The sequence below is a fragment of the Candidatus Pseudomonas auctus genome, assembly GCF_048654275.1.
Taxonomy (GTDB): domain Bacteria; phylum Pseudomonadota; class Gammaproteobacteria; order Pseudomonadales; family Pseudomonadaceae; genus Aquipseudomonas; species Aquipseudomonas pharyngis.
In genome coordinates this window covers 76,741-92,605 of record NZ_JBJYZK010000003.1, presented here as the reverse complement: position 1 = coordinate 92,605, position 15,865 = coordinate 76,741, and the positions used below count along the sequence as shown (strand labels likewise).

Here is a 15,865-nt window from a genome sequence, read left to right as displayed (position 1 = left end):
TTCAACAATTGTGTTGGCTGTTTCATCGCTTTCGCGAGCAAGCCCGCTCCCACATTTGGTTTGTGAAAAGGTAGAAAAATGGGTCAGCCCTCGATTGATTTGCCTTCCAGGCTTCTGCGCAATCTCAAGCCCTGGCTCGGTGCTTCCCATTGGCGCATCGCCTTCTCCGGCGGCCTCGACTCCACCGTTCTGCTGCACCTCCTGGCCAATCTCGCCAAAACCGAATCCCTTCCGGCGCTAAGCGCCATTCATGTTCATCACGGCCTTCAGGCTGCGGCCGATGCGTGGCCGGCGCATTGTCAGGATGTCTGCGACGAACTGTCGGTGCCGTTGCAAGTGCAGCGTGTGCAGGTGCAGCCGGGGGCGAGTGTAGAGCGCGCGGCACGGGATGCTCGCTATGCGGCGTTCAGTGCGGCGACTCAGGCCAATGATGTGCTGCTGACCGGGCAGCATCGCGATGATCAGGCTGAAACGCTGTTGTTCCGTCTGCTGCGTGGCGCCGGCGTGCGTGGGTTGTCCGGAATGCCGGCCACGCGAGCGCTGGGGCAGGGCAGTCTGGTGCGGCCGTTGCTCGACGTCACACGTGCCGAGCTGGAAGCCTATGCGCAGGACCACGGCTTGCGCTGGGTCGAGGACCCTTCGAATCAGGATCGACAGTTTTCGCGCAACTACATACGGCATCAGGTTCTGCCGTTGCTGAGCGGTCGCTGGCCTCAGGCGCACGCCAGCATGGCCCGCAGCGCGGCGCATCTGCGTGAGGCGCAAGGTTTGCTCGATGAGCTGGCGCAAATCGATCTGGCTACTGCGAAATTGCCCGCTGAGTTCGAGTGGTCGGGATTGCCATCGCTGGAGTTTGCGGCCATCGCGAAATTGTCCGATGCCCGTCAGCGAAATGCACTCAGCCACTGGCTTGGACCTTTGACCCGACTGCCGGATACCGACCATTGGTCGGGTTGGGTCGATGTGCGTGACGCCGGCAACGATGCCTCGCCGATCTGGCGTCTGGCGGATGGCGAGTTGCACCGAAGCGCCGGTCGCCTGTGGTGGCTCAGTGGACAATGGTTGAGAACGCCGATGGTCAGCGGCGACTGGCACGAGCCGTCGCTGGCGCTACGCTTGCCCGATAACGGACGTGTCATGTTCAGCGGTCAGACTCCCGTCGGGCCGCTGCAAGTCCGCTATCGGCAGGGCGGCGAGGTGATGCATCTGGCGGATCGCGGTCATCGTGATCTCAAGCGCCTGCTTAATGAGCGCGCGGTGCCGGGCTTCGTGCGTGGCAGATTGCCGCTGCTGTTTCGCGATGAAGAATTGCTCGCCGTGGCGAACCTGCCGGGGCTCGACGGCCATGTGCTGGAAGGCTGGCGATTGCATTGGCAGCCTTCGGACGAAGATCAAGGTTTGAGATGAAGGGGGCATTCCGGTAGACTACGCTCCCTTCTTGATACAACTTCTGTGGATTCGCCTGAATTGCAGGAGTTGCCGATTACCAAGCAGTCTTTGCTGGGCGATTCCAAAAAATGTGTAGCGAGCAACGTACCGGTGTTTTTACTTCCGGTCTGTCCCAACGCGGCGGTTTTTTTGAAAGGTGCACTGTGATTAATGCAGGTGATCGGGGGCTTCGGCCTTCCTTCGCTTTCCCCGGCGGCTCGGACCGCTTTAACGCAGACTTCTAGGGTTTTTCATGACGCGCTACATATTCGTCACGGGCGGTGTTGTTTCTTCTTTGGGGAAAGGCATTGCATCGGCTTCATTGGCGGCCATCCTGGAGGCGCGGGGGCTTAAGGTCACCATGCTGAAGCTGGATCCGTACATCAACGTCGACCCGGGCACCATGAGCCCGTTCCAGCACGGTGAAGTGTTCGTCACCCACGACGGCGCCGAGACCGACCTGGACCTGGGCCACTACGAGCGGTTCATCCGCACGACCATGACCCAGAACAACAACTTCACCACCGGCCGTGTCTACGAGCACGTGCTGCGCAAAGAGCGCCGTGGTGACTACCTGGGTGCAACCATCCAGGTGATTCCGCACATCACCGACGAAATCAAGCGTCGCATCATCAAGGGCGCCGGCGATGCCGACGTGGCCCTGGTGGAAATCGGCGGTACCGTGGGTGACATCGAATCGCAACCGTTCCTCGAAGCCATCCGCCAGCTGCGTGTGGAAGTCGGCTCCAAGCGCGCGATGCTGATGCACCTGACCCTGGTTCCGTACATCGCCACCGCTGGCGAGACCAAGACCAAGCCGACCCAGCACTCCGTGAAGGAACTGCGTTCGATCGGCCTGCAGCCAGACGTGCTGATCTGCCGCTCCGACCATCCGGTGGATGTGTCGTCGCGTCGCAAGATCGCGCTGTTCACCAACGTTGAAGAGCGTGCGGTGATCTCCCTGGAAGACGTCGACACCATCTACAAGATCCCGGCCGTACTGCACGCCCAGGGTCTGGACGATTTCGTCGTCGAGCGTTTCGGCCTGCAATGCAATGGCGCCGACCTGTCCGAGTGGGAAAAGGTTGTCGATGCCAAGCTGAACCCAGAGCACGAAGTCACCATCGCGATGGTCGGCAAGTACATGGAACTGCTGGATGCCTACAAGTCGCTGATCGAAGCGATGAGTCATGCCGGCATCACCAACCGCACCAAGGTCAACCTGCGCTACATCGATTCCGAAGACATCGAGAACCAAGGCACCGCGCTGCTGGAAGGCGTCGACGCGATCCTCGTACCGGGCGGCTTCGGTCTGCGCGGCGTGGAAGGCAAGATCACTGCCGTTCAGTACGCTCGCGAAAACAAGGTTCCGTACCTGGGTATCTGCCTGGGCATGCAAGTGGCGGTCATCGAGTTCGCCCGTAACGTGCTGGGCTGGAAAGACGCCAACTCCACCGAGTTCGATCGTGCCAGCGGCCATCCGGTTGTCGGCCTGATCACCGAGTGGGAAGACGCTACCGGTGCCGTTGAAGTGCGTACCGAAGCGTCCGACCTGGGCGGCACCATGCGCCTCGGCGCTCAGGAATGCCTGCTCGAAGCCGGCTCCAAGGTGCACGACTGCTACGGCAAGGATGTGATTGTCGAACGTCACCGTCACCGTTACGAAGTGAACAACAACCTGCTGCCGCAAATCATTGAAGCCGGCCTGAAGATTTCCGGTCGTTCTTCCGATGCCGCGCTGGTTGAAGTGGTCGAAGCTCCGGATCATCCATGGTTCGTCGCTTGCCAGTTCCACCCAGAGTTCACCTCGACGCCACGCGATGGCCATCCGCTGTTCAGCGGCTTCGTCAAAGCGGCATTGGCTCAACACCAGAAGAAGGCGTAACCCCGATGGCACAGAAGATCATCCGCGTCGGCGACATCGAGATTGCCAACGACAAACCCATGGTGCTGTTCGGCGGCATGAACGTGCTGGAAAGCCGTGACATGGCCATGCAGGTTTGCGAAGAGTACGTGAAGGTCACCGAAAAGCTCGGTATCCCTTACGTGTTCAAAGCCAGCTTCGACAAGGCCAACCGTTCTTCTGTGACCTCCTATCGCGGTCCTGGCCTGGAAGAGGGCATGCGCATCTTCCAGGACATCAAACAAGCCTTCGGCGTGCCGATCATCACCGACGTCCACGAGCCTGACCAGGCCGCGGTCGTCGCCGAGGTCTGCGACATCATCCAGCTGCCGGCCTTCCTGTCGCGCCAGACCGATCTGGTCGTCGCGATGGCCAAGACCAATGCCGTCATCAACATCAAGAAAGCCCAGTTCCTCGCGCCTCAGGAAATGAAACACATCCTGAACAAGTGCGTGGAAGCGGGTAACGATCAGTTGATCCTCTGCGAGCGCGGTTCGAGCTTCGGCTACAACAACCTCGTGGTCGACATGCTCGGCTTCGGCATCATGAAGCAGTTCGAGTACCCGGTATTCTTCGACGTGACCCATTCGCTGCAGATGCCTGGCGGTCGTTCCGATTCCGCCGGCGGTCGCCGCGCCCAGGTCACCGACCTGGCCAAGGCTGGCATGAGCCAGTCGCTGGCAGGCCTGTTCCTCGAAGCGCACCCGGATCCCGACAACGCCAAATGCGACGGCCCTTGCGCCTTGCGTCTGGACAAACTGGAGCCATTCCTGGCCCAGCTCAAAGCCTTGGACGAACTGGTGAAGAGTTTTCCGACGGTAGAAACCGCGTAAACCTCAATTCTCCGGTAAAGTACCGCACGATTTGTCGCTCATGCCCTCGGGTATGAGCGTTGTCGTCTGCAAGCTGCCCGCTGCACACCACTTGCCGACGGTAAAAAGATTTCCTCTAGCTGCGTCGTTTTCGTCAACTTTGGAGTGTTTACAACAATGGCAAAAATCGTCGACATCAAAGGTCGTGAAGTTCTCGACTCCCGTGGCAATCCCACCGTGGAAGCGGACGTGCTTCTCGACAACGGCATCATCGGCAGCGCCTGTGCGCCGTCCGGTGCATCCACTGGCTCGCGTGAAGCGCTCGAGCTGCGTGATGGCGACAAGAGCCGTTACCTGGGCAAGGGCGTGCTCAAGGCGGTAGCCAACATCAACGGTCCGATCCGCGATCTGCTGCTGGGTACCGACCCAAGCGACCAGAAAGCCCTGGATCACGCGATGATCAAGCTGGACGGTACTGAAAACAAAGCGACCCTGGGCGCCAACGCCATCCTCGCCGTATCCCTGGCCGCGGCCAAGGCGGCTGCACAGGATCAGGACCTGCCGCTGTACGCTCACATCGCCAATCTGAACGGCACTCCGGGTGTGTACTCGATGCCGGTTCCGATGATGAACATCATCAACGGTGGCGAACACGCCGACAACAACGTCGACATCCAGGAATTCATGGTTCAGCCGGTTGGCGCCAAGTCCTTCTCGGAAGGTCTGCGCATGGGCACCGAGATTTTCCATCACCTCAAAGCTGTGCTGAAGGCCCGTGGCCTGAGCACCGCCGTCGGTGACGAAGGTGGTTTCGCGCCGAACCTGGCGTCCAACGAAGACGCACTGAAAGTGATCTCCGAAGCTGTTGCCAACGCCGGTTACAAGTTGGGCACCGACGTGACCCTGGCTCTGGACTGCGCAGCCAGCGAATTCTTCGAAGACGGCAAGTACAACCTGTCCGGCGAAGGCCAGGTGTTCACCGCTGAAGGTTTCGCCGACTACCTGAAAGGTCTGACCGAGCGTTACCCGATCATCTCGATCGAAGACGGTCTGGACGAGTCCGACTGGGCTGGCTGGAAGATCCTCACCGACAAGATCGGCGAGAAGACCCAACTGGTCGGTGACGACCTGTTCGTGACCAACACCAAGATCCTGAAAGAAGGCATCGATAAAAAGATCGCCAACTCGATCCTGATCAAGTTCAACCAGATCGGCACCCTGACCGAAACCCTGGAAGCCATCCAGATGGCCAAGGCTGCCGGTTACACCGCCGTGATCTCGCACCGCTCCGGCGAAACCGAAGACTCGACCATTGCAGACCTGGCCGTGGGTACTTCGGCTGGCCAGATCAAGACCGGTTCGCTGTGCCGTTCCGACCGTGTTTCCAAGTACAACCAACTGCTGCGTATCGAAGAGCAGTTGAATGGCAAGGCCAAGTACAACGGTCGCAGCGAGTTTCGCGGCTGAGCAGTAAATGATAGAAAGACACCGGATTGTGTCGGAAAAGTCGTGACAGCGATGGATTTGCCACTAATCTGATGCCTTATATGCACAAGCCTGGATATTCCAGGCTTCGTGCTATCAGATGCTTCAAAGTTTTGGCGTGGCTGTCTTTTTTCACTGGATACCTGATATTCGATGCGCAGTCCTTACTGGTTGTTTCTCGTTTTGCTCTTGCTGCTGGCCGGTCTGCAGTACCGCCTGTGGGTGGGCAATGGCAGTCTGGCGCAAGTCGCCGAACTGAATCAGCAGATTGCTGATCAACACGCCGAGAACGAAGCCTTGTTGGAGCGCAACCGGGTGATGGACGCTGAAGTCAGCGAGTTGAAGAAGGGCATGGAGACCGTTGAAGAGCGGGCTCGTCACGAACTGGGCATGGTCAAGGACGGCGAAACCCTTTACCAGTTGGCCCAATGATCGATTCCCTGCCGGCCTTCTGGGCCGTGATTCCTGCCGCGGGCGTCGGTGCCCGAATGGCCGCGGACCGTCCCAAGCAATACCTGCAACTGGGCGGGCGCACAATTCTCGAACACAGCCTCGGCTGTTTCCTCGATCACCCGAGCCTCAAGGGCCTGGTGGTCAGTCTTGCCGTTGATGATCCTTATTGGCCGAACCTGGCCAGCGCCAGCGATCCGCGTATTCAGCGGGTCGACGGTGGTGCCGAACGTTCCGGCTCGGTGCTCAACGCCTTGCTGCATCTGCATGCGCAAGGTGCCGACGACGAGGACTGGGTGCTGGTGCACGATGCGGCACGGCCCAATCTGAGCCGTGACGATCTCGACAAATTGCTTACTGAACTGGCGAACGATCCGGTCGGCGGCTTGCTGGCCGTGCCGGCGCGCGACACCCTGAAACGGGTCGACAAGCACGGTCGTGTGGTGGAAACCGTGGATCGCAGCGTGATCTGGCAGGCCTACACGCCGCAGATGTTCCGCCTCGGTGCCTTGCACCGTGCACTGGCCGACAGTCTGGTGGCTGATGCTGTGATCACCGATGAAGCCTCGGCAATGGAGTGGTCCGGCATGGCGCCGCGTCTGATCGAAGGTCGTGCGGACAATCTCAAGGTCACTCGGCCTGAAGATCTGGAATGGCTGCGCCAGCGCTGGACCAACCGTCGTTAAATCCGATACTCAGGCCGTTCGGCCAAACCTTCCTTGAGAAAATCCACCAGTTTGCGCACCTTGGGCGACAAGTGCCGTTGCTGCGGATACAGCGCCCACACCGCTGTATTCGGCGGTTGATGCGCCTCCAGCAAAGAAATCAACGCGCCGCTGTGCAGATGCTCCAGCACGTAATAGTCCGGCAACTGACACAGCCCGACGCCTTGCAGTGCGGCATCCAGCACCGCTTGCCCACTGTTGCAGCGCCAGTTTCCCTGTACCCGCTGGGAAAATTCCCGCCCGTTTTGTTCAAGCTGCCAGATGTCCGAGCTGCCGATCAGGCAATTGTGCCGTCCCAGTTCCGACAAACTGTGTGGGCGCCCGTACCGTTCCAGGTAGGAAGGCGACGCACACAGATACATGCGCCGGGGTGCCAGTCGGGTCGCTACAAGCCGGGAATCCTGAAGTCGACCAAGACGGATCGCCAGATCCAGGCCTTCATGCACAAGATCGAGCTGGCGGTTGGTCAATTCAATGTCGATGCGCAGTTGCGGGTAGTGCCCCATGAACCGGGTCACCAGCGGCACGATGAAGCGTTCGCCATAGGCCACGGCGCAGGTCATGCGCAGCATGCCTTTGGGTTCGCTGGTCAGATCGCCGACTGCACGCAACGCTTCTTCACGACCGTCTTGCAGACGCTGGCAATGTTGCAGGAAAGTCTGACCCGCCTCGGTCAGGGTGACGCGCCGAGTACTGCGATACAGCAGTCGCGTCTGCAAACGCTCCTCAAGCCGTACGATTTGTCGACTGATGTGCGAGGAAGAAACGCCCAGGCGTTCCGCAGCGGCGGTGAATTGGCTGCATTCGGCAACGGCGACGAACTCGTCAATACCTTCCCAGCGGTTTTCGGACATGGGGATTATCCCTGTATGGCAATAATGTTTTGCTTTTGCCCGGATTATTCATCAAGAGGCGCTGGACTACACTCCCTGTCTGCTTTTTTATTCAATGGATTCACTGGAGAGTCAGCATGATCAAGTCGCGCGCCGCCGTTGCCTTCGAGGCCAAGAAGCCGCTGGAAATCGTAGAAGTCGATGTCGCCATGCCCAAGGCCGGTGAAGTATTGCTGCGCGTGGTGGCTTCCGGGGTTTGCCACACTGACGCTTACACCCTGTCCGGCGCGGACCCGGAAGGTATCTTCCCGTCGATCCTCGGCCACGAAGGCGGCGCCATCGTTGAAGCGATCGGCGAAGGCGTGACCTCGGTGGCCGTCGGCGACCATGTGATTCCGCTGTACACCCCGGAATGTGGCCAGTGCAAATTCTGTAAGTCGGGCAAGACCAACCTGTGTCAGGCCATTCGGGCCACCCAGGGCAAGGGCCTGATGCCGGACGGCACTTCGCGCTTTTCCTACAAGGGCCAAACGATTTTCCACTACATGGGTACTTCGACCTTTTCCGAATATACCGTGCTGCCGGAAATCTCCGTGGCCAAGATCTCCAAGGATGCACCGCTGGAAAAGGTCTGCCTGCTCGGTTGCGGCGTGACCACCGGTATCGGTGCGGTGATCAACACCGCCAAGGTGAAGCCGGGTGACACCGTGGCCATCTTCGGTCTCGGCGGCATTGGCCTGTCGGCCGTGATCGGTGCAGTGAAGGCCAAGGCCTCACGGATCATCGCTATCGACATCAACCCGGCCAAGTTCGAAATCGCCAAACAATTGGGCGCTACCGACTGCGTGAACCCGAAAGATTTCGATCGTCCGATCCAGGAAGTGATCGTCGACATGACCGACGGTGGCGTCGACTTCTCCTTCGAATGCATCGGCAACGTGCAGCTGATGCGCGCGGCCCTCGAGTGCTGCCATAAAGGTTGGGGTGAGTCGGTGATCATCGGTGTTGCCGGCGCCGGCCAGGAAATCGCCACCCGTCCGTTCCAACTGGTGACCGGTCGCGTCTGGCGCGGTTCGGCGTTCGGTGGCGTGCGTGGCCGGACCGAACTGCCAAGCTATGTCGACATGGCGCAAAGCGGCGAAATCCCGCTGGATACCTTCATCACCCACACCATGGGTCTGGAAGATATCAACAAGGCCTTCGACCTGATGCACGAAGGCAAGAGCATCCGTACCGTCATTCATTTCTGATCAATCCCGATGCCACGGCCGCCACCGCGCGGCCGTGGTTGCGTAGGAGTCCTACATGAGTCTGGAAAACATCTCCTGTCAGAAGAGTTTCGGCGGATGGCACAAGCGCTATCGCCATCGTTCCGAAGTGCTCGGTTGTGACATGGTGTTCGCCGTGTACCTGCCGCCCCAGGCAGAGCAGGGCGGCAAGTTGCCGGTGCTGTACTGGCTGTCGGGCCTGACCTGCACGGACGAGAACTTCATGCAGAAGGCCGGTGCCATGCGCATGGCGGCTGAACTGGGGCTGATCATCGTGGCACCTGACACCAGTCCGCGCGGCCCGGATGTACCGGGTGATCCCGACGGGGCCTGGGATTTCGGTCTCGGTGCAGGGTTTTATTTGAATGCCACGCAGGAACCGTGGTCGCGGCACTATCGGATGCATGACTACGTCGTGCAGGAATTGCCGTCACTGGTTGAAGCGCATTTCCCGGCGTCGGACAAACGCAGCATCAGCGGCCATTCCATGGGTGGTCACGGTGCGCTGGTCTGTGCGTTGCGCAATCCGGGGCGTTATGAGTCAGTGTCAGCGTTCTCGCCGATCAATAATCCGATTGATTGTCCGTGGGGCCAGAAAGCGTTCTCCCGCTATCTGGGCGAAGACCGTTCGAAGTGGCGCGAGTGGGATGCCTGTGCACTGATCGCCGAAGCGGACGAGAAACTGCCACTGCTGGTCGATCAGGGTGACCGCGACGATTTCCTCGCCACCCAACTCAAACCGGAAGCCCTGCAACAAGCCGCAAAACAAGCGGGCCACCCGCTGACGTTGCGTCTGCAACCGGGCTACGACCACAGCTATTTCTTCATCGCCAGCTTCATTGACGACCACTTGCAGCATCACGCGCGCGCCCTCAAGGCCTAATGCAGGTAGAATCACGCCCTGACAAAATTCGGGGCGTTTTTTTATGCGTATTGGCCACGGCTATGATGTGCACCGTTTCGCTGAAGGCGATTTCATTACTCTGGGCGGCGTGCGAATCGCACACGGCTTCGGGCTGCTCGCTCACTCCGACGGTGACGTCCTGCTGCATGCCTTGAGCGACGCCTTGCTCGGCGCGGCTGCGCTGGGTGATATCGGCAAGCATTTCCCGGATACCGACCCGCAATTCAAGGGCGCCGACAGCCGAGTGCTGCTGCGTCACGTGGTCAGTCTGATCCACGCCAAAGGCTGGAAGGTCGGCAACGTCGACAACACCATCGTTGCCCAGGCGCCGAAAATGGCCCCTCATATCGAATCGATGCGCGCGCTGATTGCCGCGGATCTGCAAGTAGAACCGGATCAAGTGAACGTGAAAGCCACCACCACCGAGAAGCTCGGCTTCGTCGGTCGCGAAGAAGGCATCGCCGTGCATTCCGTTGCCTTGTTGCTGCGCGCATGAACGAACTGCAACTGCTCGGCCCGCGGGCCTATGGCGATGCCCTCGGCACCGCGGTCCTGAAAGCCATCGCCGAAGATTTCCAGGTCGATGAAGTCCTCGACATTCCGTTCAGCGGTGACGGCGAGCACCTGTGGATCTGGGTCGAAAAGCGCGGCCTGAATACAGAAGAGGCCGCACGCCGTATCGCCAAGGCCGCCGGCGTGCCGCTACGCACGGTGAGTTACGCCGGTCTGAAAGACCGTCAGGCGCTGACCCGCCAGTGGTTCAGCGTGCAATTGCCGGGCAAGGCCGATCCGGATCTGTCGGCGGCGGAAAACGACACGCTGAAAATCCTCAAGACCACTCGCCACAAGCGCAAGCTGCAACGCGGTGCGCATTCGGCCAACGGTTTCACGCTGCGTCTGACTCAGTTCAATGGCGACAAGGCCGCCATCGACGAGCGTCTGCAACTGATTGCCAAACAGGGCATCCCGAATTACTTCGGCGCCCAGCGTTTCGGCCATGACGGTGGCAACGTTGTCGATGCCCGCTCCTGGGCCGCGCGCAAGGCACTGCCGGAGCAGCGCAATGTGCGCTCGCGCCTGCTGTCGACCGCGCGCAGTTTTCTGTTCAATCAGGTGCTCGCAGCACGGGTCGCCGATGGCACCTGGCAGCGTGCCCAGGTCGGCGATCTGCTGGCGTTCACCGATAGCCGCAGCTTTTTCCCGGCCGGTGAAGCCGAGTGCAGTGATCCGCGTCTGGCGATTCTCGACCTGCACCCGACCGGTCCGCAGTGGGGCGAAGGTGACTCGCCGGCGGCCGGGGTTGTCCATGATCTGGAGCAGGGGATTGCCGCACGCGAGGCGGATCTGCGCGATTGGTTGATTAATGCCGGTATGAGCCACGAACGTCGCATCCTGCGGCTGCCCATTGGCGGGTTGACGTGGCATTATCCCGAGCCTGACATTCTGCAACTGGAATTCGTCCTCCCGGCCGGATGCTTCGCCACCGTATTGGTGCGCGAACTCGTTGATCTGGTGCCGGTGGGGCAGACGGACAGCCCATGCGTATTCTGATTTCTAACGACGATGGGGTGACTGCGCCCGGTCTTGCCGCGCTTTATGCTGCGCTGGCGGATTACACCGAGTGCGTGGTTATCGCCCCGGAACAGGACAAGAGCGGTGCCAGCAGTTCGCTGACACTCGATCGTCCGTTGCACCCGCAATACCTGGCCAACGGCTTTATCAGCCTCAATGGCACGCCTACCGACTGCGTTCATCTGGGCCTCAACGGTTTGCTTGAACGTGAGCCGGACATGGTGGTGTCGGGGATCAACCTGGGCGCCAACCTGGGTGATGACGTGCTGTATTCCGGGACCGTGGCAGCCGCCCTCGAGGGCCGCTTTCTCGAGCGCCCGTCGTTTGCCTTCTCGCTGGTTTCGCGGCAGGTCGACAACTTGCCCACGGCCGCCTACTTTGCGCGCAAACTGGTCGAAGCCCATGCCGGGCTCGATCTGCCTCCGCGCACGGTATTGAACGTGAATATTCCGAATCTGCCGATCGATCACATTCGCGGCATTCAACTGACCCGTCTCGGCCATCGCGCCCGTGCGGCGGCGCCGATGAAAGTCGTGGACCCGCGCGGCAAGGCCGGTTACTGGATTGCAGCGGCAGGTGATGCGGAAGACGGCGGGCCGGGCACCGATTTCCATGCGGTGATGCAGGGTTACGTATCCATCACTCCGTTGCAGCTCGATCGCACCTTCAATGATGCCTTCAGAGGTCTCGACGGCTGGCTGGAGGGGCTCAATTAATGGCTCGTGAACAAGACGACAGGCTGCGCAGCGGCATCGGGATGACGTCCCAGCGAACCCGTGAGCGCCTGATCCAGCGTCTGTATGAAGAGGGCGTTTCCAACGCCAGCGTGCTGGAAGTGATCCGTCGCACCCCGCGGCACCTGTTCGTCGATGAAGCGCTGGCGCACCGGGCCTATGAGGACACCGCGCTGCCGATCGGCAACAACCAGACCATTTCCCAGCCTTATATGGTGGCGCGCATGAGCGAGCTGCTGCTGGAGGCCGGGCCGCTGGATAAAGTGCTGGAGATCGGCACTGGTTCCGGTTACCAGACAGCGGTGCTATCGCAACTGGTCGAGCGGGTGTTCTCGGTCGAGCGCATCAAGGTGCTGCAGGATCGGGCCAAGGAACGCCTGGTCGAGCTCAACTTGCGCAACGTGGTGTTTCGCTGGGGCGATGGCTGGGAAGGCTGGCCGGCGCTGGCGCCGTACAACGGCATCATCGTCACGGCAGTCGCCACCGACGTGCCTCAGGCGTTGCTCGACCAACTGGCACCGGGCGGGCGGATGGTGATCCCGGTCGGCTCTGGTGAAGTGCAGCAATTGATGCTGATCGTGCGTGAAGAAAACGGCTTCTCCCGACACGTTCTGGGGGCGGTGCGTTTCGTGCCATTGCTTAATGGCCCGCTGGCCTGAGCATTTGTTCGAAGCCGCTGAATTCCTTTCGCGCGTGCCTGTCTTACAGCGGCAGCGAGTGTTTAAACAGGACGGATCGTCTACAAGCAAACGTGTGCGCCGAGCGATAGCGCTTCTATAAAGGTAAAGCCGGTTGCGCCCGTTATACTTGCGAAGTTTCATGCCGGAATCGGTATTCCACATTTTTCAGCCACCACAAAGGGAGCGGCGGGTGAGTCTCACAGTCATTGCGCAGCGTATGGGTAACACGAGCTTTCAGCGCCTGGTGACTGGCCTTGTCTTGAGCACCTTGCTGGTCGGTTGCTCCAGCACAAAATCGAGCAACGTTCGGGTCGTCGATCGCAACAATACGGTGGCCCAGCGTCCGGTCGTGACGACCGGGCAGTATGTAGTCCGTCCGGGCGATACCCTGTTTTCCATCGCTTTTCGCTACGGCTGGGACTACAAAGCCCTCGCCGCCCGGAACAATATTCCTACGCCATACACGATACATCCGGGTCAGACGATTCGCTTCGACGGCCGTACCGGTTCAACGTCGACGGCGGTCGTCAGCAACTCCGGCTCTTCAGCGTCTTCGTCCAGCAAAACCACGGTTATCCGGCGCCAGGCAAATGGCACGACAACCACCACAACCACGGGTTCCGGCGCGGCTTCAACGACGGTTGTACCGTCCGTCGCCAACAAGTCAACACCCGCTCCACTGCCTCCACCGGGCCCAGCCCCGACCGGCTGGGGATGGCCATCTAATGGCATTCTCATTGGAAAATTCTCTTCAAACGGTAGTTTGAATAAAGGAATTGATATCGCCGGAGATTTGGGACAGCCTGTTTTAGCTGCGTCTGATGGGACGGTGGTATACGCCGGGAGTGGCTTAAGGGGCTACGGCGAATTGGTCATCATCAAACACAGCGAAACCTACGTCAGTGCTTACGGACACAACCGTCGGCTGTTGGTACGGGAGGGGCAGCAGGTCAAGGTCGGACAGACAATTGCCGAAATGGGGTCAACGGGTACAGACCGGGTGAAACTGCATTTTGAGATTCGCCGACAAGGTAAACCTGTAGATCCGCTGCAGTTCCTGCCAAGACGTTGATTTGCAGACCAGCCTGTTCCGTCACGTAGAGGGGACAGGCTCCAGCGTTGCCAAGGATAAAGGCGTCGCTTGAGCTTGGGGTCGAACTCACCAAAGGACTATAACAATGGCTCTCAGTAAAGAAGTGCCGGAGTTTGACATCGACGATGAGGTTCTCCTGATGGAGACCGGCATCGATTCGGATTCGATGTCGAATGATGAAGGGGCTGCTCCACCTTCCGTTCGTGCCAAATCCAAACACTCCGCTTCACTTAAACAACATAAGTACATCGATTACACTCGGGCACTTGATGCCACGCAGCTGTACCTCAACGAAATCGGCTTTTCCCCTCTGCTCTCCCCGGAAGAAGAAGTTCATTTTGCGCGCTTGTCGCAAAGTGGCGATCCTGCCGGGCGCAAGCGCATGATCGAAAGTAACCTGCGGCTGGTGGTCAAAATCGCTCGGCGTTACGTCAATCGGGGGCTGTCGCTGCTGGATCTGATCGAAGAGGGCAACCTCGGACTGATCCGCGCGGTGGAAAAGTTCGATCCCGAACGCGGCTTCCGCTTCTCGACCTACGCGACCTGGTGGATCCGTCAGACCATCGAACGCGCAATCATGAATCAGACCCGGACCATCCGGTTGCCGATCCATGTAGTCAAGGAGCTCAACGTGTACCTGCGGGCTGCACGGGAGCTGACGCAAAAGCTCGATCACGAACCTTCACCCGAAGAAATTGCCAACCTGCTGGAAAAACCGGTGGGCGAGGTCAAGCGCATGCTGGGCCTGAACGAGCGGGTTTCTTCGGTCGACGTCTCGCTGGGTCCGGATTCGGATAAAACCCTGCTCGACACCCTGACGGATGACCGTCCGACCGATCCGTGCGAACTGCTGCAGGATGACGACCTGTCGCAGAGCATCGATCAATGGCTCTCAGAGCTGACCGACAAGCAACGCGAAGTGGTGGTACGCCGCTTCGGCCTGCGCGGCCACGAGAGCAGCACGCTGGAAGATGTAGGCCTGGAGATCGGCCTGACCCGGGAACGGGTGAGACAGATCCAGGTGGAAGGCCTCAAACGCCTTCGGGAAATTCTCGAGAAAAACGGCCTGTCGAGCGAGTCGCTGTTTCAATAAGCCGCCCGCCTGACCGCTATGCAGAAAGCCCCGACTGGTTCGGGGCTTTTTGTTTGTGTGCTGAAAGCGGGAGGCATTCCCACCTTGTAGGTTTGCGCTGTAAGCCTTTGCTGACTGTATCGTAAGTGTTCGTTATTTTTACACTGCTGCCGAAGGCGATTGCGCTCATCGATGATCAATAAGATATTGATTTATATAGTTATTTTTTAATGTTAAGGGCTTATGACAACAGGTTCATGCGCTGAGAGCCGGTTGCCCCCTGCGGGGAACTCGCTAGTATCTGGGTTGTGTCGACGGATAGACACGCCCTTCAAGGAAGAGGGGAATGGACATCGCAGGACGCGATTCATCAGGACGATGAAAAGGAACACAGGGAATAGGGAAAAAATGTGGGCGGGTCAAACCGCCCCTTTTTTTGCCTGAAGAAAAGCCAAACCCGCAAAAACAAAAAGGCCCGCGAGGGGCCTTTTCATTCGAACGCGGGACAGATCAGCGTTCGAGGTCTTTGATCTTGCCTTTGACGCCATCCCACTCTTCGGCATCCGGCAGCGATTCTTTCTTCTCGGTGATGTTCGGCCAGATTTCGGCCAGCTCGACGTTCAGCTGAATGAATTCCTGCATTTCTTCCGGAACCTCGTCCTCGGAGAAAATGGCCACGGCCGGGCATTCCGGTTCGCACAGGGCGCAGTCGATGCACTCATCCGGGTGAATCACCAGGAAGTTCGGGCCTTCGTAAAAGCAGTCCACCGGACAGACTTCTACGCAGTCGGTGTACTTGCACTTGATGCAGTTGTCGGTGACGACGAAGGTCATTTCTAATTTTCTCCTCAGGCGGCGGCAGCGTTGCCCCTTCACGGTTGGGGTCGCCAGGTTCGGGAGCGATGT

At 59.4% G+C, this 15,865-nt stretch carries 16 protein-coding genes; 14 read left to right on the top strand and 2 right to left on the bottom strand.

The genetic code is table 11. The features are described from left to right. Nucleotides 1–78 precede the first annotated feature (78 nt). The 6 genes from tilS to ispD all read left to right on the top strand — a co-directional run bounded on the left by tilS (nucleotide 79) and on the right by ispD (nucleotide 6,764). Nucleotides 79–1,407, top strand: coding sequence for a tRNA lysidine(34) synthetase TilS (gene tilS / locus ACKUG4_RS06880; RefSeq protein ID WP_445433702.1), 1,329 nt, complete (start codon nucleotides 79–81; stop codon nucleotides 1,405–1,407). A gap of 274 nt (nucleotides 1,408–1,681) precedes the next feature. After that, entirely contained in the window at nucleotides 1,682–3,313 is a 1,632-nt protein-coding gene (gene pyrG / locus ACKUG4_RS06875; protein ID WP_011332696.1) for a CTP synthase, read from the top strand. Between the two features lie 5 nt (nucleotides 3,314–3,318). Beyond that, nucleotides 3,319–4,164, top strand: coding sequence for a 3-deoxy-8-phosphooctulonate synthase (gene kdsA / locus ACKUG4_RS06870; RefSeq protein WP_007954807.1), 846 nt, complete (start codon nucleotides 3,319–3,321; stop codon nucleotides 4,162–4,164). 156 nt (nucleotides 4,165–4,320) lie between these two features. Further along, nucleotides 4,321–5,610: a phosphopyruvate hydratase gene (eno, locus tag ACKUG4_RS06865; protein WP_007954808.1), complete on the top strand. Its 1,290-nt coding sequence runs from the start codon at nucleotides 4,321–4,323 to the stop codon at nucleotides 5,608–5,610. A gap of 171 nt (nucleotides 5,611–5,781) precedes the next feature. Next, nucleotides 5,782–6,060, top strand: a complete 279-nt coding sequence (ftsB, locus tag ACKUG4_RS06860; RefSeq protein ID WP_003222158.1) for a cell division protein FtsB — start codon at nucleotides 5,782–5,784, stop codon at nucleotides 6,058–6,060. Then, complete coding sequence (ispD, locus tag ACKUG4_RS06855; protein ID WP_445433701.1) at nucleotides 6,057–6,764, top strand: 2-C-methyl-D-erythritol 4-phosphate cytidylyltransferase; 708 nt, start codon at nucleotides 6,057–6,059, stop codon at nucleotides 6,762–6,764. Before ftsB ends, ispD begins: the two co-directional genes overlap by 4 nt. On the opposite strand, the gene ACKUG4_RS06850 is transcribed toward ispD, so the two are convergent. After that, nucleotides 6,761–7,657, bottom strand: a complete 897-nt coding sequence (locus ACKUG4_RS06850; protein WP_007954817.1) for a LysR family transcriptional regulator — start codon at nucleotides 7,655–7,657, stop codon at nucleotides 6,761–6,763. The two genes, ispD and ACKUG4_RS06850, sit on opposite strands and share 4 nt — an antisense overlap. A 116-nt stretch (nucleotides 7,658–7,773) precedes the next feature. Here ACKUG4_RS06850 and ACKUG4_RS06845 point away from each other — a divergent pair, with 116 nt between their 5' ends. From ACKUG4_RS06845 to rpoS, 8 genes are all read left to right on the top strand, one after another. Next, nucleotides 7,774–8,886: an S-(hydroxymethyl)glutathione dehydrogenase/class III alcohol dehydrogenase gene (locus tag ACKUG4_RS06845; protein WP_007954819.1), complete on the top strand. Its 1,113-nt coding sequence runs from the start codon at nucleotides 7,774–7,776 to the stop codon at nucleotides 8,884–8,886. 55 nt (nucleotides 8,887–8,941) lie between these two features. Further along, a complete protein-coding gene (gene fghA / locus ACKUG4_RS06840) occupies nucleotides 8,942–9,787 on the top strand; it encodes an S-formylglutathione hydrolase (protein WP_445433700.1) in 846 nt (281 codons plus the stop codon). A 43-nt stretch (nucleotides 9,788–9,830) separates the two neighbouring features. Then, entirely contained in the window at nucleotides 9,831–10,304 is a 474-nt protein-coding gene (ispF, locus tag ACKUG4_RS06835; RefSeq protein WP_064593803.1) for a 2-C-methyl-D-erythritol 2,4-cyclodiphosphate synthase, read from the top strand. After that, entirely contained in the window at nucleotides 10,301–11,359 is a 1,059-nt protein-coding gene (truD, locus tag ACKUG4_RS06830; protein WP_011332702.1) for a tRNA pseudouridine(13) synthase TruD, read from the top strand. The genes ispF and truD overlap by 4 nt, the downstream gene beginning before the upstream one ends. Further along, on the top strand, nucleotides 11,347–12,096 hold the full coding sequence (surE, locus tag ACKUG4_RS06825) for a 5'/3'-nucleotidase SurE (RefSeq protein ID WP_445433699.1): 750 nt from the start codon (nucleotides 11,347–11,349) through the stop codon (nucleotides 12,094–12,096). Before truD ends, surE begins: the two co-directional genes overlap by 13 nt. Before the next feature lie 41 nt (nucleotides 12,097–12,137). Beyond that, the gene (locus ACKUG4_RS06820; protein WP_170844894.1) at nucleotides 12,138–12,773 is read left to right on the top strand and encodes a protein-L-isoaspartate(D-aspartate) O-methyltransferase; all 636 of its coding nucleotides are present in this window, start codon (nucleotides 12,138–12,140) and stop codon (nucleotides 12,771–12,773) included. Nucleotides 12,774–12,984: 211 nt separating this feature from the next. After that, entirely contained in the window at nucleotides 12,985–13,866 is an 882-nt protein-coding gene (locus tag ACKUG4_RS06815; RefSeq protein WP_085647803.1) for a peptidoglycan DD-metalloendopeptidase family protein, read from the top strand. A gap of 106 nt (nucleotides 13,867–13,972) precedes the next feature. Continuing rightward, entirely contained in the window at nucleotides 13,973–14,980 is a 1,008-nt protein-coding gene (rpoS, locus tag ACKUG4_RS06810) for an RNA polymerase sigma factor RpoS (RefSeq protein WP_007954831.1), read from the top strand. Nucleotides 14,981–15,469: 489 nt separating this feature from the next. Here the strand turns inward: rpoS and fdxA are convergent, their stop codons facing one another. Then, nucleotides 15,470–15,793, bottom strand: a complete 324-nt coding sequence (fdxA, locus tag ACKUG4_RS06805; RefSeq protein WP_007908827.1) for a ferredoxin FdxA — start codon at nucleotides 15,791–15,793, stop codon at nucleotides 15,470–15,472. Nucleotides 15,794–15,865: the final 72 nt, after the last annotated feature.